The organism is Bilifractor sp. LCP21S3_A7, assembly GCF_052118825.1.
Lineage (GTDB): Bacteria > Bacillota > Clostridia > Lachnospirales > Lachnospiraceae > Bilifractor.
Window position 1 is genome coordinate 175492 of sequence record NZ_JBQKGL010000007.1, and the last position, 18977, is coordinate 194468.

General features: G+C 51.5%; 15 protein-coding genes. 13 read left to right on the forward strand and 2 right to left on the reverse strand.

Annotation, left to right across the window (positions count from 1 at the left end):
* The first annotated feature begins 50 nt into the window (after positions 1-50).
* The 7 genes from ACTQ1O_RS08395 to ACTQ1O_RS08425 all read left to right on the forward strand — a co-directional run bounded on the left by ACTQ1O_RS08395 (position 51) and on the right by ACTQ1O_RS08425 (position 8603).
* Positions 51-1424, forward strand: coding sequence for a C40 family peptidase (locus ACTQ1O_RS08395; protein WP_441486888.1), 1374 nt, complete (start codon positions 51-53; stop codon positions 1422-1424).
* A gap of 271 nt (positions 1425-1695) precedes the next feature.
* Positions 1696-2574, forward strand: a complete 879-nt coding sequence (gene larE / locus ACTQ1O_RS08400; protein WP_441486889.1) for an ATP-dependent sacrificial sulfur transferase LarE — start codon at positions 1696-1698, stop codon at positions 2572-2574.
* Positions 2575-2678: 104 nt separating this feature from the next.
* Positions 2679-3458, forward strand: coding sequence for a nickel pincer cofactor biosynthesis protein LarB (gene larB / locus ACTQ1O_RS08405; RefSeq protein ID WP_441486890.1), 780 nt, complete (start codon positions 2679-2681; stop codon positions 3456-3458).
* A gap of 66 nt (positions 3459-3524) precedes the next feature.
* Positions 3525-4916 carry a nickel pincer cofactor biosynthesis protein LarC gene (gene larC, locus ACTQ1O_RS08410; RefSeq protein WP_441486891.1) on the forward strand — a complete coding sequence of 464 codons (1392 nt, stop codon included), beginning with the start codon at positions 3525-3527 and terminating at the stop codon, positions 4914-4916.
* 333 nt (positions 4917-5249) lie between these two features.
* On the forward strand, positions 5250-6179 hold the full coding sequence (locus ACTQ1O_RS08415) for an alpha/beta fold hydrolase (protein ID WP_441486892.1): 930 nt from the start codon (positions 5250-5252) through the stop codon (positions 6177-6179).
* Positions 6180-6234: 55 nt separating this feature from the next.
* Positions 6235-7119 carry a peptidoglycan editing factor PgeF gene (gene pgeF / locus ACTQ1O_RS08420; RefSeq protein WP_441486893.1) on the forward strand — a complete coding sequence of 295 codons (885 nt, stop codon included), beginning with the start codon at positions 6235-6237 and terminating at the stop codon, positions 7117-7119.
* A gap of 194 nt (positions 7120-7313) precedes the next feature.
* Positions 7314-8603 (forward strand): aminotransferase, encoded by a 1290-nt coding sequence (locus ACTQ1O_RS08425; protein ID WP_441486894.1) that lies wholly within the window; start codon positions 7314-7316, stop codon positions 8601-8603.
* Between the two features lie 529 nt (positions 8604-9132).
* On the opposite strand, the gene ACTQ1O_RS08430 is transcribed toward ACTQ1O_RS08425, so the two are convergent.
* The gene (locus ACTQ1O_RS08430; RefSeq protein WP_441486895.1) at positions 9133-10005 is read right to left on the reverse strand and encodes a phosphoribosylaminoimidazolesuccinocarboxamide synthase; all 873 of its coding nucleotides are present in this window, start codon (positions 10003-10005) and stop codon (positions 9133-9135) included.
* Positions 10006-10461: 456 nt separating this feature from the next.
* On the opposite strand from ACTQ1O_RS08430, the gene ACTQ1O_RS08435 reads away from it, so the two are divergent.
* The 3 genes from ACTQ1O_RS08435 to ACTQ1O_RS08445 all read left to right on the forward strand — a co-directional run bounded on the left by ACTQ1O_RS08435 (position 10462) and on the right by ACTQ1O_RS08445 (position 14776).
* The gene (locus ACTQ1O_RS08435) at positions 10462-11682 is read left to right on the forward strand and encodes a cation diffusion facilitator family transporter (RefSeq protein ID WP_441486896.1); all 1221 of its coding nucleotides are present in this window, start codon (positions 10462-10464) and stop codon (positions 11680-11682) included.
* A gap of 116 nt (positions 11683-11798) precedes the next feature.
* Positions 11799-12509, forward strand: a complete 711-nt coding sequence (locus ACTQ1O_RS08440) for an HAD family hydrolase (protein ID WP_441486897.1) — start codon at positions 11799-11801, stop codon at positions 12507-12509.
* A 176-nt stretch (positions 12510-12685) separates the two neighbouring features.
* Positions 12686-14776: an LTA synthase family protein gene (locus ACTQ1O_RS08445; RefSeq protein WP_441486898.1), complete on the forward strand. Its 2091-nt coding sequence runs from the start codon at positions 12686-12688 to the stop codon at positions 14774-14776.
* Between the two features lie 241 nt (positions 14777-15017).
* On the opposite strand, the gene ACTQ1O_RS08450 is transcribed toward ACTQ1O_RS08445, so the two are convergent.
* Positions 15018-16115 carry a PTS transporter subunit IIC gene (locus ACTQ1O_RS08450; protein WP_441486899.1) on the reverse strand — a complete coding sequence of 366 codons (1098 nt, stop codon included), beginning with the start codon at positions 16113-16115 and terminating at the stop codon, positions 15018-15020.
* Between the two features lie 310 nt (positions 16116-16425).
* On the opposite strand from ACTQ1O_RS08450, the gene ACTQ1O_RS08455 reads away from it, so the two are divergent.
* From ACTQ1O_RS08455 to ACTQ1O_RS08465, 3 genes are all read left to right on the forward strand, one after another.
* Entirely contained in the window at positions 16426-16863 is a 438-nt protein-coding gene (locus ACTQ1O_RS08455; protein ID WP_441486900.1) for a GatB/YqeY domain-containing protein, read from the forward strand.
* Positions 16864-17139: 276 nt separating this feature from the next.
* Positions 17140-17847, forward strand: coding sequence for a Crp/Fnr family transcriptional regulator (locus tag ACTQ1O_RS08460; protein ID WP_441486901.1), 708 nt, complete (start codon positions 17140-17142; stop codon positions 17845-17847).
* Positions 17848-17849: 2 nt separating this feature from the next.
* Positions 17850-18794, forward strand: coding sequence for an AEC family transporter (locus ACTQ1O_RS08465; protein WP_441486902.1), 945 nt, complete (start codon positions 17850-17852; stop codon positions 18792-18794).
* Positions 18795-18977: the final 183 nt, after the last annotated feature.

Sequence of the window (18977 nt, forward strand, 5' to 3'; positions counted from 1 at the left end):
GTATAAAGTTTCCACAGAGAAATAGTATTTAACTTTTTGGAGATTTATTAATGAAGAGAAATAAACTTGCAGTGATCGGACTTATAATTGCTCTCACGGCTGCGCCGGCAGTACCGGTCAGCGCGGATGATACGGGGGCTGCGGTGACGGAGAGCTCGCTTAACAACTCGATTGATGAGCTTGAGAGTCAGAAGCAGGCGCTTCTCGGTCAGATTGATGATCTGGAAGCACAGCTTGTCACAACGGTTGCCGAGATCAATTCTGTGAACAGCAAACTTACGACTCTTGAGACTGATATGGAGAAGACGAAGACGGATCTTGCGGCAGCGATCGCAGACAGAGATACGCAGCACGAGGCAATGAAGCTCCGTATACAGTATATCTATGAGAAGGGCGGCGACGCCGGCTGGATCAAGGTGTTCCTTGAGGATGGTGATCTGAATGCATGGCTGAATTCGAAGAACTATACCGGAACCTTGTATGATTACGACCGCAAGCAGCTTCAGGCATATGCGGATTCTGTGACAAAGGTAACGGATCTTCAGCAGCAGCAGAACAATGAGGAAGCTGAACTTCAGAAGAACAAGGATACGCTGACAACGGATAAGGCTCGTCTGGAAGATCTTATCTCACAGGTTAAGGCACAGTACAGTGACGCGGATCAGAGAATCGCGGATGCGTATCAGAAGGCACAGGAATATCAGCAGTTGGTGGATGAGCAGAACGGCTATATCAGTCAGGTGGTAGCTCTTCAGAGTTCCGGAAACGGAGCTTCCGGATCTGACAGCGAAAGTTCATCTGGAAACAGCACAGCTGCATCATCGAATAATGGAGCTGCGTCTGACAGCGGCTCCGCAGATACGTATACCTATACGGCTTCTGCTGCGGGCGGATCATCGGACGGAAGTGCTTCTGCAGGCGGAAGCTCATCCGGCAACAGTGCGCAGGCTTCTGCTGCAATTGAGCAGGCAGCACAGCAGATCGCGGCGAGCACGGGAACAGATGTCTCCACTGCCAGACAGGCAGCACAGCAGGCATATCAGGCGACCGGGAGCACCTCTACAGCATCCGGTTCCGCGCTTCTGGCATATGCACAGCAGTTCCTGGGAAATCCGTACGTCTATGGCGGAAACAGTCTGACAAACGGAGTAGACTGCTCCGGATTTGTTCAGCAGGTATACAATCATTTCGGTATCAATACTTCCAGAACATCGTGGGATATTGAGAACGACGGAACAGAAGTTTCCTATTCTGATGTACAGGTAGGAGATGTGATCTGTTATGATGGACACGTAGGCATCTATGCCGGTGACGGCCAGATCATCAATGCGGCGAATGAATCACAGGGAATTACCTACACCAACGCGGATTACGACAATATCGTAACGGTGAGACGGCTTCTTCCGGACGGATCGGGTTCATAACGGTATCGAATATAATATCTTTAAAAACGCAGGAGCAGAGCGCTTCTGCGTTTTTTGCGTTCTGCCATTAATGTTCAGCGATCTGTGTTCTGTGATTTGCGTCCAGGGCTTTACGTCCAGTGTTTTGTGTTGTGTGTTTTGCAGCTCCTGGGGCAGAGACGGTCTGTTGCAAATCAATCTGCCCGCATATATAATGTTCCTATATGGACATCATAGATGCAGGCTGCTTTTTTACGGAAATGCCTGCGGCTGTCGGCACAGAGGAGGATGGATGATGACGGCGTTCAGTGTACCGGTGAAGGAAATTGATCAGGACCTGGAACGAAAGTTTCACAACCTGCGAAGGGAGATCGAGGACTTCGGAAGCCTTGTGGTCGCCTTTTCGGGCGGCGTGGATTCTACTTTTCTGGTGAAGACTGCGCATGATGTACTGGGGGACAGGATGATTGCCGTAACCGCGAGGTCGGAATCCTTTCCGGAGAGGGAACTCCGGGAAGCGGAGGAATTCTGCGAGAAGGAAGGAATTCGTCATACGGTGGTGCTTTCGGAGGAGCTGGAGATCGAGGGATTCCGGCATAATCCGAAGAACCGCTGTTACCTGTGCAAGCATGAGCTTTTTGAGAAAATCCTTGGCATCGCAAAAGACAACGGGATTGCTTTCGTTGCGGAGGGATCGAATATGGATGATAACGGCGATTATCGTCCCGGACTTACGGCGGTAGCCGAGCTCGGTGTAAAGAGTCCTCTGCGGGATGCGGGTCTTGATAAAGCGGAGATCCGAAGGCTCTCGAAGGCCATGAATCTTCCGACCTGGAACAAGCAGTCCTTTGCCTGTCTTTCGTCGAGATTTGTATACGGAGAGGAGATCACAAGGGAGAGGCTTCACATGGTGGATCAGGCCGAGCAGCTTCTGCTGGATCTTGGATTTCATCAGGTGCGGGTGAGAATCCACGGCGGGACAATCGCCAGGATCGAGGTTCTGCCGGAGGAGTTTCCAAGGCTGATGCGGGACGAAATCCGCAGGACGATTGTGATGAGCTTCAAGAATTTGGGGTTTGCATATGTGACGCTGGATCTTCAGGGATACCGTTCCGGCAGCATGAACGAGACGCTCACCCGGGAGCAGAAGGAACACGGAACCGGGGCCTGACACGGATAATTTCAGATGTACATGCATAGGGGCGTGAGAATTACAGCGCACTGGAAAGATGCGCTGCAGTGCTTTCCGGACGGTACAGGCGGAAGGGTGTAAGAATGTCGGATACACGGGAAATACTGGAAAAAGTGAAGAACGGTGAGATTGGTGTCGCACAGGCGGAGAAGCTTCTTGAAAGAGGCGGTATCGAGGAGATGGGGTACGCCAAGCTGGATATGAACAGGGATGCGCGGACCGGTTTTCCGGAGGTTATCTACTGTGAGAGAAAGACGGACGATTTCCTGATCAGTATCTACAGGAAGATGCTCGAACAATATGGAGAGGTGTTCGGTACCCGTGCGAGTGATCACCAGTATCGGATGATCAGAAGTGTGATCCCGGAAGTGGTCTATGATCCGGTTTCTCGTATCCTCAAGGTGGAAAAAAGGGATAAGGTGAGAATCGGCAGAATCGCCGTCTGCACCGCGGGGACAGCGGATATTTCCGTTGCGGAGGAAGCGGCGCAGACGGCTGAATTTTTCGGGTCTGCAGTGGACAGGATCTATGATGTGGGCGTCAGTGGGATACACCGGCTGTTCGCGCATATGGAGGAAATTCAGGCGGCAAACTGTGTCGTCGCGGTTGCGGGAATGGAGGGGGCTCTGGCGAGTGTTCTCGGAGGTCTCGTCCGGAATCCGGTGATTGCGGTTCCGACGTCAGTTGGTTATGGAGCCAGCCTGCATGGTCTCTCGGCCCTCCTGACAATGATCAATTCCTGCGCGAACGGGATAGCGGTCGTGAATATCGACAACGGGTACGGCGCCGGCTATATGGCTACGCAGATCAACCGTCTTGCTGTCGGGGGCAGTGTTACGGAAACGGAAACAGATGCCCGGTAGGGCATTCGGAGATTTTTCGTCTGGCGGCCACGCCGGAACGAAGTAGTACCGGAAAGGAAGAACAGAATGGGGATGAGTAATCAGGGGGAAAAATATCTGTATCTGGACTGTGCGTCCGGAATCAGCGGGGATATGGCGGTTGCGGCGCTTCTGGATCTGGGTGCGGACCGCAGGGCTCTGGACCGGGCGCTTGGAAGCATTCACGCGGAGGGGTTCCGTGTGGAAATCGGAAGAGTGAGGAAATCGGCCATAGACTGCTGTGACTTTCGGGTGATTCTGGATCATGATCATGAGAATCACGACCATGACACGGCTTATCTTTACGGCAGCCGGGAAATGGCGGGGCGATCGGCAGATGAGTCGCGGGCACATAAAGCACGTCACGCGCACCGGACGCTGGAGGAGATTGAAAATATCCTGGCGGATGTCGATATGTCAGATCACGCGCTGGAGCTTGCCGGCAGAATTTTTGAAATCCTGGCGGAGGCGGAAGCTAAAGCACACGGAGTTCCGACGGATCAGGTCCATTTTCATGAGGTCGGAGCCATTGATTCCATCGTGGACATTGTGGCGGTCTCAGTATGTATGGACAGCCTTGAGACAGACGGGGTAATCATTCCGCGGCTCTGCGAGGGAAGGGAAATGGTACGCACGCAGCATGGACTTCTTCCGGTTCCGGTTCCGGCGGTCGTGAATATCGCGCAGGCTGGCGGATTGAATCTGGAGATGTGTGACAGGCAGGGGGAGTATGTGACTCCTACGGGAGCAGCGTTTGCTGCCGCGGTCATCACCTCCGACCATCTTCCAGGAAGATTCCGGATCCTTTCTACAGGACTGGGAGCGGGGAAGCGGGAACAGGAGGTTCCGGGAATCCTGAGAGCTATGCTGATTGAACCCGTGGAGGTTCCGGAATTGGAAAGCCCTTGCGGCGGAGCCGCAGAGCCGTGTTCCGCCGGGAGCAGGATTATAATCGGAGCAGAAGCGGAGGGGGCAGAGAACAGGAGCTTTTCCGACGGCTTTACGGTCGGCGACAGTATATGGAAGCTGGAAACCAATATCGATGACTGCAGCGGGGAGATCCTCGGCTACACGCTGGAACGGCTTCTGAAGAAAGGGGCGAGAGATGTTCATTACACACCGGTTTATATGAAGAAGAACCGGCCGGGGTGGCTTCTCACGGTGCTCTGCGACGAGCAGGAGATTCCGGATCTGGAGCGGATTATCTTTGAGGAGACGACGACGATCGGAATCCGCAGAATCCGGATGGAGAGAGATACACTTCCCAGAAAGTCCGAGAAGGTGATGACTCCGTATGGAGGGATTGAGGTCAAAACGGTGAGCATCGGCAGCAGGAAGAAGGTGTATCCGGAATATGAAAGTGTTGCCAGGGCAGCCGCGGAAACGGGGGCGGCCTTTGAGACGGTTTATCTGAGCGCCCGGGATTCCTATGAGGAGTGATGGCTGAGGGGCTATTCTGAGGGCGGGTATCTATGTACGGCCCCTGGACGGTTCGGCAGCGTTCCAGATGATTGCATTTAGAGATAAGTCATTGGATTTTAGCAGAGAGCCATGTGTCCATTATTTTGGGCGCCTGAAATCTTCCGTGTTCACTGTTCCGGGTACAGTAAATAATTGAGGGTTGGAGGAGCGTCAATGAGCTTATGAGAAGTGTCATCGAGTTTATGAAAGGAATTGTAGTTTTATAGGAAGGTCATTTGGGGTTAGGGGAAGAAATTCCATATAACGGTTGAACTGGAGATCAGGGAAACTGGAGACAAGGGAGGTTTTTACATGAAAAGGGATTTCAGATATCCTTCAAGGGATGGGAGAACATCGATTCACGGGATCGAGTGGATTCCGGATGGTGAGGTAAGTGCAGTCGTTCAGGTGGTTCACGGGATGGTAGAATTTATTGACCGATACGACAGAATCGCGAATCTTCTGAACACAAAGGGAATTTATGTCGTGGGGAACGACCATCTGGGACACGGAGCGTCTGTCGTCAGCGAAGAGGATTACGGCTATTTTGCGGAAAAAGACGGAAACAGGTGTGTGATCGGAGACATTCAGACTCTGCGTGAGATGACAGAGAAAAAGTATCCCGGCGTACCTTATTTTATCCTGGGACACAGCATGGGCTCCTTCCTGACCGCGCAGTATATCGAGGAGTATGGGGAAGGACTTTCCGGGGCGGTGATCTCGGGAACCGGATATCAGAGCGCAGGTACGCTCAGGACAGGAAAGGCAATCTGCAAAGCGATTGCCGCTTTTAAGGGGTGGAAGTATCGGAGTCCGTTTGTCAATAATATGGCACTGGGCTCCTACAACAAAAAATTTGAGCCTGCGCGGACAGCCAATGACTGGCTCACCCGGGATACAGAAATCGTCGATGCATACTGCGCGAACCCCTGGAACAATTTTATGTTTACATTGAACGCATATTATAATCTCTTTACCGGAATTGAGATTGCGGAGAGGGAAGAAAATATCAGCAGAATACCAAAGGAGCTTCCGGTTTTGATTGTGAGCGGCGGAGATGACCCGGTAGGAAATTTCGGAAAGGGCCCCGCGAAGGTAGCGGAGAATTTCCGGAAATGCGGAGTGCGCGACGTGAAATGCAGGATATATCCCGGGGACCGGCATGAAATTCTGAATGAACTGGATCACGAGGTGGTTGACGGGGAGCTGATCGACTGGATCACGGATAAGAGCAGAAAGTAAAACAACATGGCCCGTAAGCGGGTGCCGAAAACCGTATAAGCTACAGGAGGAACAGATGGGATATTCTTCAGCTGAGAAAATCAAAATAGCACTGAACAGGAAGGAGAATACGAATCTGCCTGTTCTGGCGGGTGAGCGGATTCCGCTTCTGAAATTTCCCTCCCTGGATGGGACTGGGATTGTGGAGCATGGATTTACTACGAGGATAGGCGGTGTGAGCGGAATGGAGCCCGGAATGGAGCACCTTCGCTCCCTGAATCTGAGTTTTTCCAGAGGCGACCGGGAGGAGAATGTGCGGGAAAATTTTCGCAGAGTTGCTCAGGAATTCGGAGTTGAAACGAACCGGTTTGTTTTCTCCGCGCAGACGCACACATCAAATGTACGGACCGTGACAGAGGCGGATGCGGGGAGAGGACTGACCAGACCTCAGGATCAGAATGATGTGGATGCCCTGGTGACGGATGAGCGCCGTCTGGTGCTGAGCATTTTCGTTGCGGACTGTGTTCCGGTGGCGTTCGTGGATCCGGTACACCGCGCAATCGGCATGGCGCATTCCGGCTGGCGCGGAACTGCGGCAAGAATCGGAGCGGCTGTCGTGCAGAGAATGCGGGAAAATTACGGAACTAATCCGGAGGACCTGATCTGTGCGATCGGGCCTTCCGTCTGCCGTGAGTGTTATGAGGTAAGCGGCGATGTGGCACAGCGTATGTCGGATGAATTTCACGGCCATGAGAGAGAGATTCTGGAGGACAGGCATAACGGACACTATCAGCTGGATCTCTGGAAGACAAACCGGATCGTTCTTGAAGATGCCGGTGTGCCGGCGGAGCAGATTTCTTTAACGGGAGTGTGCACCTGTTGCAATCCGAAGGTACTTTTTTCTCACAGGGCCAGCCACGGGATGAGGGGAAATCTCGGAGCATTTCTGATGCTGAAGTAAAGATGAATATTAAATGAACAAAAAATTCTTTTCTGTGGGGTTTTGCCTGTCAATAATCAACAATTTTGCAAGATACTGATGAAATACTTGCATATCGGTGTTATAATAGCACTCGATGGTCTGAAAAATACGAATGGATTCTCCATTTTGTATCAGACAGGATCAGATAAACCGCATCGGAAGGAGTACAGGATATGAAGCCTTACAAGGAAATGAGCAAGGAAGAGCTTGCGTCGGAGATCGAATTACTCAGAAAACAGTACAAGAAGTACCAGGGGATGGAATTAAACCTGAATATGGCACGCGGAAAGCCCTGTCAGGAGCAGCTGGATCTCTCGATGGGGCTGATGGACGCTCTTACATCAGATGCGGATCTTACCTGCGAGGACGGGACGGACTGCAGAAACTATGGAGTTCTGACCGGAATCCATGAGGCTAAGGTTCTGATCGGAGATATGATGGAGAACAATCCGGATGATATCATTATCTATGGAAACTCCTCTCTGAATGTTATGTATGATACAATTTCACGCGCGTATTCCCACGGAATCATGGGGAATACGCCGTGGTGCAAGCTGGACAAGGTGAAATGGCTCTGTCCGGTTCCGGGATATGACCGTCATTTCGGAATCACGGAATATTTCGGCTTTGAGATGATACCGGTGCCGATGTCACCGACCGGTCCGGATATGGATATGATCGAGAATCTTGTCGCAAACGATGATTCCATCAAGGGAATCTGGTGTGTTCCGAAGTACTCGAATCCGCAGGGATACTCCTATTCTGACGACACGGTGCGCCGCTTCGCCAGACTGAAGCCGGCGGCAAAGGACTTCCGGATTTTCTGGGACAATGCCTACGGAATTCATCACCTCTATGACGACAAACAGGATTACCTGATTGAGATTCTGGCCGAGTGCAAGCGCGCCGGCAATCCGGATCTCGTATACAAGTTCGCATCTACCTCCAAGATCACCTTCCCGGGCAGCGGAATCGCGGCAATGGCTACGTCGCCGAACAACATGAAGGACATTCTGGAGACCATGAAGCATCAGACAATCGGCCATGATAAGGTCAATCAGCTTCGTCACGTTCGTTTCTTCAGGGATATTCACGGCATGGTGGAGCATATGAGAAAGCAGGCGGATATCATCCGTCCGAAGTTCGAGGCGGTTGAGCAGATTCTGGACGAGGAGCTTTCCGGACTGGAGATCGGTACATGGACGATGCCGAGGGGTGGTTATTTCATCAGCTTTGACGCTCTGGACGGCTGCGCGAAGGAAATCGTAGGAAAGTGCAAGAAGGCGGGAGTTCAGATGACTGGCGCCGGAGCTACATGGCCTTATGGAAAGGATCCGCACGATTCCAATATCCGTATCGCTCCGACCTATCCGCCGATCGATGATCTGAAGACGGCGGCGAAGCTTTTCACTCTCTGTGTGAAGCTGGTAAGTGCGAATAAGATTTATTCTGAGATGCAATAAATTTTATATGTCAGACACACCCGGGGATGCATTGTCTCCGGGTGTATTGTTCTGAAGGCTTGAAAACTTTTTCTGTCTCTTGCGCAGGTGGTCATACGATGCCCCGGCCGTGCTTTGAAAGAGTATATGGTGAATAATCGAAGAACAATCCGAAAAAAGGAAATGGCAAAAGCGAGATAAAACACGCTGCGCGAGTTTTATCTCGCTATCGCGACGCTCGCCGCACACGAATACTTCGCATTCGGCTGCGGCTCACTGTTCGCGTAAATAAGAAACGGAACTGCTCCAGCATGCAGTTCCGTTTCTTAATAAAATAAATAAAGGAAGGAGAAACCGATATGAGATCGGTTAATGAAAAAGAAATTAAGTAGTTTGCTTTGTACTATGGTCATAGTCTAACAGGGGGATGTGAATTACCTTTGATGATAAAATGAACATTATGTGAACGATTCCGCAGTTTATCGAAATTTACGAAAACCTAACACAGACAGAAATACAGCTGCCCGGAGGACAGCTGCATGTACGTTCGTCATTTCAGATCGGAGCCGGTCAGAAGCTTGTACGCTTCCTTGTATTTCGCGATCGTCTTGTCGATGACATCCTGAGGCAGGTTGTAATCGCTGTCCGGATTTGCCTTGAGCCAGTCGCGAACGAACTGCTTGTCGAAGGATGGCTGTGAATGTCCCGGCTCGTAACCCTCTGCAGGCCAGAATCGGGAGCTGTCGGGGGTGAGCATCTCGTCGCCGAGAACGACATTGCCATTTTCGTCGAGACCAAATTCGAACTTCGTGTCGGCGATGATGATGCCTCTGGAGAGCGCATACTCGGCGCATTCGGTGTAGAGCTTGAGGGTATAGGTTTTCAGGCAGTTTGCGTAGTACTCGCCGTGTCCCGGGTAAAGCTTCTCGAGAACGTCTATGCTCTTCTCGTAACTGATATTCTCGTCATGATCGCCAATCTCTGCCTTGGTGCTCGGAGTGTAAATCGGCTCCGGAAGCTTGTCACATTCTTTGAGCCCGGCCGGAAGCTTGATTCCGCATACAAGGCCTGTTTTCTGATAGCTTGCCCATCCGCTTCCCGTGATGTATCCACGAACGATGCATTCGATCGGGAGCATCGTCAGCTTCTTGCAGAGCATGCTGTTGCCGTCGAACTGCGGCTGTCTGAAGAATTCCGGCATATCTCTGACATCTGTGCTGATCATGTGGTTCGGCAGAATATCCTTGGTGTAATCAAACCAGAATCTGGACATCTGTGTGAGGACGGTGCCCTTCTTGGTAACCTTGTTCTTCAGAATTACATCAAACGCAGAAATACGGTCTGTAGCGACCATGATCAGGCTGTCGCCGTTATCATAGATTTCGCGGACCTTGCCTTCCTTGATTGGCTTAAATTCCTTCATGAATTTTCCTCCTGTTGGGTAATGGGTAACCCGTACATCATCTGCTGTTATCGCCTTATAGTATAAGAAGAAACACCTTCAATGGCAAGAAGAAAAGAACGGAAATCAGGAGGAAATCCCGGGAGGGAAAGGCAGAACCACGGTAATATCCGGGTGGATGAGGGGGAGATCCGCAAATGACGAGAAAATGTACAGAAAATAAAGGATGATGGCTTGATATCGCTATCTGATTTTCTTATAATCGATACACATGTCGTTTGTGCCGGGTACGCACGGGCACAGGCAGGTTTTGGAAGAGAGAAATCAGAGGCACCATTATCTGGGATGACTGATACGCACTGGCGTGGGCACGCTTCAGAGGGAGCAGTAATTAAAGATAGTAAAACAGACAGAACAGGTAAAAAACCCGGAGAGAGGAAAAACATGGAAAGTAATAGAGCCGGAGAAGGGAAAATCATGGAAAATAAAAATTCCGGAGACAGAAAAGACATCGAAGGCGTTCACGAAGCCGGAACAGGCGAGACAGAAAACGCGGAGCGGGGACAGGAATTGCCGGAAACGCTTCAGAGTTCTGGGCGTGACCGGGTGATCATCCGGACGAGTATCACGGGAATCATAGCAAATGTCCTTCTCGCGGTATTCAAGGCGATTGTCGGAATGTTGTCGAATTCGATAGCGGTCGTTCTTGACGCGGTAAATAACCTGAGCGACGCGATGTCCTCGGTGATCACCATTGTCGGGACAAAGCTTGCGGGAAAGGCACCGGACCGGAAGCATCCGATGGGCTACGGCAGGGTGGAATATCTGAGCTCTGCCATTATCTCCCTGATTGTGCTCTACGCGGGAGTCAGTTCTCTGCGGGAATCAGTGGGAAAAATCATTCATCCTGAAAAAGCGGATTATTCCGCACTGACACTCGTGATCATTGCGGTTGCTGTTGTCGTGAAGATCGTTCTCGGACGCTATGTGAAGCGTATCGGTGAGAAGGTGAATTCAGATTCTCTGGTGAATTCCGGACAGGACGCGACGCTGGACTCCGTCATTTCGGCATCGACGCTTGCGGCTGCGTTCATCTATATGTTTTTCCATATTTCACTGGAATCCTGGCTCGGCGCAGTGATTTCCGTTGTCATCATCAAATCCGGAATCGAAATGCTCAGAGACACCCTGAGTCAGATACTGGGAGAGCGTGTGGACAGCGAGCTGTCGCGAACGGTAAAGGAAAAAATTGCGGAGATGGACGGTGTCTACGGAGCCTATGATCTTGTCCTGCACAGCTATGGTCCGGATAAATGGCTTGGATCGGTTCACATCGAGGTCAAGGATACCTGCACGGCGGATGAAATCGATGAGCTCGAGAGAAGAATCGCGCATAAGATATACGGCGAGACAGGTGTCATTCTGACGGGCATCGGAATCTATTCCATGAATACACAGGATGATTTGGCGAGAAAGATTCAGACACGGGTGACAGAAATCGTCATGTCCCACGATCATGTTCTGCAGATTCACGGTTTTTACCTGGACGAAAAGGAAAAAACGATTCGTTTTGACATGGTGATCGACTTCTTCGTACCGGACAGGGAGGCACTTGTGGAGGATGTATGCGGAGATGTCAGAAGAGAATTCCCGGGGTATCAGGTGGTGATCCAGCCGGATACGGATGTGTCAGACTGAATGCAGGGGCATGCAGGCTGCGGGAGGTATAGTTTACAGATCCAGCCGGATACGGATGGGTCAGACTGAGCAAAGAGACACGTGCAGAGGAAGAACCTTGATTAAGTGGGAGGAACATGAGAAAAGCAGTATTTTTTGATCTGGACAACACATTGTACAGCTATGATAACGCCGATGACATGGCGCAGAGATCGCTGAACAGATTCTGCGCGCGGCAGTTCGGTCTGTCGGAAGAATTCACCGGGCGGAGAATCCACGAGATCATGGATCAGCTGATCGAGGAGATGGGATGGAAACAGGCTGCCACTCACGACAGGCTGATCCGCTTCAGCCGTTTTCTGCAGGATATCGGGCAGCCGGTCTTCCCGTACGCAGGTATGATGTATGACATTTACTGGGACACGCTGATTCAGAGTATGACGCCTGAGAAGGGAGTTTACCGGTTTCTTGAGGAACTGAAGCGGCGGGGATATTATGTGGCGTGCGCGACCAACATGCTGTCCTGGATCCAGTACAGAAAGGTCCGGAAGCTTGGGATGGGAGGTTTGCTGGAGGATTTGATTACGAGTGCCGAGGTGTGCACGGAGAAGCCGGATCCGGAATTTTTCCGATTCTGCGTGAAAAAAGCGGGGTTCCAGCCGGATGAATGTGTCTATATCGGAGATAATTACAGGCTGGATGTGCTTGGCTCGAGAGAAGCTGGCCTGTATGGAATCCTGTATCAGACGGCGGAGCTTGCGGCACGGCATGAGGGCGCGGAGCCTGGCGCAGCGGTGATCCGGGATTACTCGGAGCTGGAGAAAAACCTGAAGCTGATTGAGATGTAATTTGTGTTTCAAGGATTGCGCGGAAACAGGAACTGCAGGTATTTTTTGTGAATAAAATGTGAAAAAGACTTGATTCGACGCGGATTTATGATATGTTAGTAAACAGTGTCTAACCGCGTCATCCGAAAATACTTTTTCAGGATGAGAATTCACATCAGAAAGTTGGTACGGCTGAAATGAAGATATCTTTTAAAATCACCAAAAAGCGAATGCTCTGTTTTGGCATTCTTCTGGCGGCGGCGGTTGTTATGTATGCGATCACCCGATATATGCTCTGGACGCTGCTTCCCTATGCCGGCGTGCTGTTCGTTGTCACGAATATTGATTTTGATCTGAGTGACAGGGTTCCGTGGGTCTGGACGGCGATTCTGTTTGTCCTGAGCTGTAAGTTCACGGAGTTCTGCGTGCAGCATGTAATCCTGGCGCCTGATTTTTTTATCAAGACATCAAAACATACGCATTTGATGAATGTTCTGCTGATTCTGTCGGTTTATTTCCTGTTTCAGTTGATTCTCAGCCGGCCGTCCTGGTCCGCAATTGCGGCACACTGTGCGCTGACGGCTTTTGCGTACACGAACTATTTCGTATACACGGTTCGTGGAAATGAAATCGTATATTCGGATCTGATCACGGTCGGAACCGGACTGAGTGTCGTCAAGAACTACTCGTTCGTTCTGCATGACAGAGGCGCGTATATCATTATGCTGAGCATCCTGTATGTGATGCTTGTCCGGAAAATCAAGGTGAAATACACCTGGCACTGGCTGCAGAGAATCATCAGCGCGGCCCTTATGATTGCGCTTTTCGGCTATGTGTTTCAGAAAACTGCGAACACAGAGACCCAGACATGGGAACAGAAAGGAACCTATCAGAACGGCTTTGTTCTGAATTTTGTCCTCAGTGTCCGCGACAACTTTGTCCAGCCGCCGGAGGGTTACTCTGCCAGCGCAGTGAAAAAACTGGAGGATACCTATAAGGATGCGGATGCGGTTCAGAATGTGACCACAAATGAGAACGTCAAAAATCCGACGATCATCTTCATCATGGATGAGTCCTTTGCGGATCTTTCCGTATTGGGAAATCTGGAGACCAATGTGGGTGACTACATGCCGTTCATTCATTCCATGAGCGAGAATACAATAAAGGGCTATGCCCTGTCATCTGTTTTTGGCGCAAAGACGCCGAACTCCGAGTGGGAGTATCAGACCGGAAATTCCATGGCATTCCTGCCATCGGGATCTGTTGTGTACCAGCAGTACATGAACAATACACCGTTTTCCATTGTATCCACATTAAAAAATATGGGCTACACGACGGTTGCCATGCATCCCTACTACGCAAGCGGCTGGAGCAGAAAGACCGTGTATCCGAAGCTTGGATATGATGAGACGTATTTTATGGATGATCCGGCGGGATTTTTTGACCAGACCAATATCATGCGTGACTATATCACGGATCAGGAGCTCTTTGACAAGATTATCAACCGTTACAATGAGAAAAAAGACGGAGAGAGTCTTCTGATCACCGGCATTACGATGCAGAATCACGGCGGTTATACAGGGACGTATTCCAACTTTACGCCGACGGTAACGGCAGAGCCGGGAATTTTCAGCGATGTCAATCAGTATCTGACCTGCGCGCAGGCGACCGATACCGCGGTGAAAAACCTGGTCGAGTACTTCGAAGGTGTTGATGATCCGGTTGAGATCGTATTCTTCGGAGATCATCAGCCGAGTCTGGATGAGTATTTCTACCGGTATCTGAACGGGAAGGGAATGTCCGGACTGACCATGGACGAGCTGGAGAACTTCTTCAAGGTACCGTTCTTTATCTGGACGAACTATGATACAGATGCGACCGCGATTGACTGCACCAGTCTGAACTATTTGTCCACGCTGACGCTGGAGAGAGCGAATATTGAGCTTCCCGCGTACAACAAGTTCCTGGCGGAGATGATGAAGACCGTGCCGGCGATCAATTCCCGCGGATACTATTCGGAGACGACGAAGCAGTTTGAGCATCTGGAAAATGCAATCGGTGACGAGGCAAAATGGATCAGGAACTATAATATACTGGAATATAATTCGATGTTTGACAAGGACAACCGGAGTGATGTGTTCTTCCCCTACATCACCGGGGAGAGCACAGCATCGGATTCGAGTGCAAAGAGCGGAGGAACTGCCGCGGACAGTTCCTCCGGAGAAAAAGAGGGAGGGACTTCTTCGGGAAGTTCCTCTTCCGAAGAGAGCAAAGAGGCGGCAGGCTGAACCTGCCGCCTCTTTGAGCATATGTGATAAGATCAGTGCGAACGTGTGAAATCCGAATATGCGCGAACATTGAGCCACAATCCGCTCACACATTGTGTGAAGCGGTGGGGCTCACGCCGCGGAAGACCGACGAAGTCGGTCACCTGCAGGATTGCGGGAGTGCAAAGCACGGAGCAATCCGCAGCTTATACAGTGTGTGGCACGATTTATCGTATGGGCGTGTACGTATGCAGGCGACGGGTCAATTCTGCTTCAGGGTGAGATCTCCGTCTTTTACCCAGCCTCTTCTGCGGCAGAACTGATTGATCAGCGGGCAGATGACGGCGGGAAGGATGAAGCAGATCAGAACCAGTCCGATCCAGTCAGTGGCGGTTATCGCTGTCTTCGTCCCGGCAGCGATATCATTCAGCCAGCCCTGGAAGACACCGATCTGTCCGACGAGACCGCAGGTACCCATTCCGGAATCAATAGCCGGCCCGTTCATCTGCATGCGGAAGACGCAGGTGGCGATTGGTCCGGTTATGGCGGATGTGACGATCGGGGCAATCCAGACTTTCGGATTTTTTACGATGTTAGGCATCTGAAGCATGGAGGTTCCGATTCCCTGGGATACCAGACCTCCCCATTTATTTTCACGGAAGGACATCACAGCGAATCCGACCATCTGGGCGCAGCAGCCGGCAACGGCGGCGCCGCCGGCGAGGCCGGTGAGCTGGAGCGCCGCACAGATTGCGGCGGAGGAAATCGGAAGGGTCAGAGCGATTCCGACGACGACAGAAACCAGAATGCCCATCAGGAGCGGCTGCAGCTCTGTCGCCCACATGATGAAATTGCCGACCATCATCGCAAGTTTTCCGAGGGGTGGCGCGATCAGGGCGGAAAGGGCGACACCGACACCGATGGTGACGAGCGGTGTGACAAGGATATCGACCTTGGTCTCTCCGGCGGCCATCTTCCCGATCTCCGCGGTAATGATTGCGACAAATAGTACTGCGAGCGGTCCGCCTGCGCCTCCGAGAGCGTTCGAAGCAAAACCAACGGTGATCAGCGAGAAGAGAACCAGTGGCGGGCATTGCAGAGCCCGTCCGATGGCAACCGCCATCGCCGGGCCGCTCATCGCCATGGCGAGACCGCCGACGGTGTAGTCAACACCGGAAACGGTAGCCACGGTAGCGGAGAGAGCTCCGATGTGAAAAAGGGTACCGATGGTGTTGATGATGGTGCCGATCAGAAGAGAACAGAAAAGTCCCTGAGCCATGGCGCCGAGTGCATCGATTCCATAGCGCTTCAGGGATATTTCTATGTTCTTTCTCTTAAGAAACGCCTTGAACTTTTCCATTTTTCTTGTTTTTCTCCTTTTCTTCTTTTTCGGGCTTTTTTCCGCCTTTAACATTTTTCTGCCTGTTCCGGAAGAATTCTGTCCGGCACAGGTATTCTGACTGGATATATGACAAGACACATGTATGCGCAGATTATATACCATCCGGGAAAGAAAAGTCAATGGAGTCGGTAGTGTTGCAACGGTGTGTGAAGTGACGCGCAAATGGCACGGAAGTGCTCATTCCTGTAGATGGTGAGAGGGAATCTGTTTTATTTGCGCCGCGTGGGGGTGCCGTGATATACTGGAGACCGAAAAGAGGTGTTTGAGCATGCAGTTTGAGAAATTACAGAAAGATATGATCGCAGCCATGAAGGCTCACGACAAAATCAGAAAGGATACAATAGCCGCGCTGGTCTCTGGTGCGAAGAAGATCGCGATCGATGAAGGAAGCCGTGACAATATTACCGAGGAGATTACGGATCGGGCGATCATGAAAGAGCTTCGCGCGGCGAAGGAACAGTATGACAGCTGTCCGGATTCACGGGCGGATCTGAAGGAGGAGTACAGGAACCGCTATGAGATCATCTCGGCTTATGCGCCGAAGATGATGTCTGAGGAAGAGATCCGGGAGGTTCTGACCGGCAGATTTGCCGATGTCATTGCGACGAAGAATAAGGGTCAGATCATGAAGACGGTCATGCCGGAGCTGAAAGGCAAGGCGGACGGGAAGACCATCAGTAAGGTTGTAGCGGATCTCTGCAAATAAGGTATAGCTTGAAGTCCCCTGCGGCCGGTTCGGTCAGCAGGGGATTTACTGTATAAGCTCTTCGAAAACGCAGACAGGATCGTCACGCGCGAAGCGTGTGTAAGAGACTGTATGCGTTTTCGAAGGCAACAGGTATGAGCACGAAGTGACGCGTAAGCGGCACGGAAGTGCGAATGCCTGCAGGATTGCGGGAGTGCGAAGCACGGAGCAATCCGTAGCTTATACAGTATGTGGCACGACTTATCAGATCTGTTTTAGAAGGGAGAGCGCCGGCGCATGCGTGATAGAAATGCGGAAATCAGAAAGAACTGCACGGACGCGATGCGGAAGAGCTATTTGTTCCGGGGACTCGCGGAGGAAGAACTGGAGGTTCTTCTGGACAGCGATTATCTGCGTTTCCGGGAGTACGGAAGAGAAGAACGGATTTTTGAGGAATCGGACCGGCCGGAGGATATTATGGTGCTGGTCACGGGGAATCTTCTGATCGCTCAGGATACGATGAACGGAAAGCGGATGATTTTGTCCAGGATCACGGATCCCGGGGATACCTTCGGGGAAATCTATGTGTTCAAGCAGCTTCCCGCGTATGATATGTACGCGGAGACGATCGATCCGTCATCGATTCTGATGGTCGCCGCGGACCTGCTTTCCGAGGAATGCGGAGAAGCATACGCGAAGATCGCGGAAAAAATGATGCGGAATCAGCTGGCGATGTTCGCCGCAAAGGCGTACATGATGAACCGGAGACTGCGCATTCTCGGGAGTTCCAGCATCCGGGAGAAGATCGCCAGGCTTCTGATTGAACGGCAGGGCGGCGATAGCCGTGTCCGGGTGATGCCGCGAGAGGAGATGGCGGATTACCTGAATGTGACCAGACCGTCTCTTTCCAGAGAAATCAGCGCGATGGTCCGCGAGGGAATTATCCGGAATGAAGGACAGACCCTTGTCATACTGGATCAGGAAAAGCTGGAGGAGTATGTGTAATTATGTCAAACCTGATCTTTAGCATGAATGCGACGCTTCCGATTTTCCTGGTCATGATGCTCGGATATTTTTTCAGAAAAAAGGATATCATCGGGGAGGCGTTTGCGTCCAGGATGAATACTTTTGTATTCCGGATAGCCCTTCCGGTGAGTCTGTTCGGCCAGCTGGATTCGGTGGACTTCTTCAAGGTGTGGGATACGGAGTATGTCTTGTTCTGTTTTCTGGCGACGCTGGTGAGTGTGGGAATCGGTATTCTGGTCTCGTTCGTGTTCCGGGACAGAGAGGTCCGGGGCGAGTTTGTTCAGGGATCCTATCGGAGCAGTGCCTCACTTCTGGGAATGGCATACATTGAGAATATTTACGGAAAGGCGACCATGGGGCCTCTGATGATGCTCGGCTGCGTTCCCCTGTACAATGTGATGGCGGTTCTGGTCCTCTCGCTGATGGGAGGAAGCACGAAGGGTCTCGACCGAAAGCAGCTGCGCCATGCGCTGAAGGGGATTGTCACGAATCCGATTATCTGGGGAATTGTGCTGGGGTTTGCGTGGGCGCTGACCGGATTGAAGATGCCGGTGATGTTTCAGACAACGATCGAATACATTGGCAGGCTCGCGAGCCCGATGGGGCTTCTGGCAATGGGCGCAAGTCTGAATTTCGGCAGCATCCGCGGCCGGCTGGCTCCGATCCTTACCGGATCGCTCCTGAAGCTGATCGGCTTCGCCGCTCTTTTCCTTCCCGTGGCGATCTGGCTCGGATTCCGGACGGAAAAGCTGATCGCGGCGCTGATCATGCTCGGATCTGCAAGCACGGTTGCCGGTTATGTGATGGCAAAGAATATGGGGCACGACGGTGTTGTGTCGTCGGGAATCGTGATGATCACGACTCTCTGCAGCGTATTTACGCTGACGTTCTGGATCTGGCTTCTGCGGTCCATGGGCTTTGTATAAGTGAATATGAACATTCTCCTTTCGGGAGCCTTGGGGCTGCCGCACGATATTCTGGTGCGGCAGTCCCTTTAGTTATGGGCTTTAGCCTGTTGAGCTCGAGCGAGTATTTCCCAACGGAAATATGAGCCGAGCGAAATAAAAAACCACCCGCTATGCGGGTGAGAGTCAAATGGTTATACAATT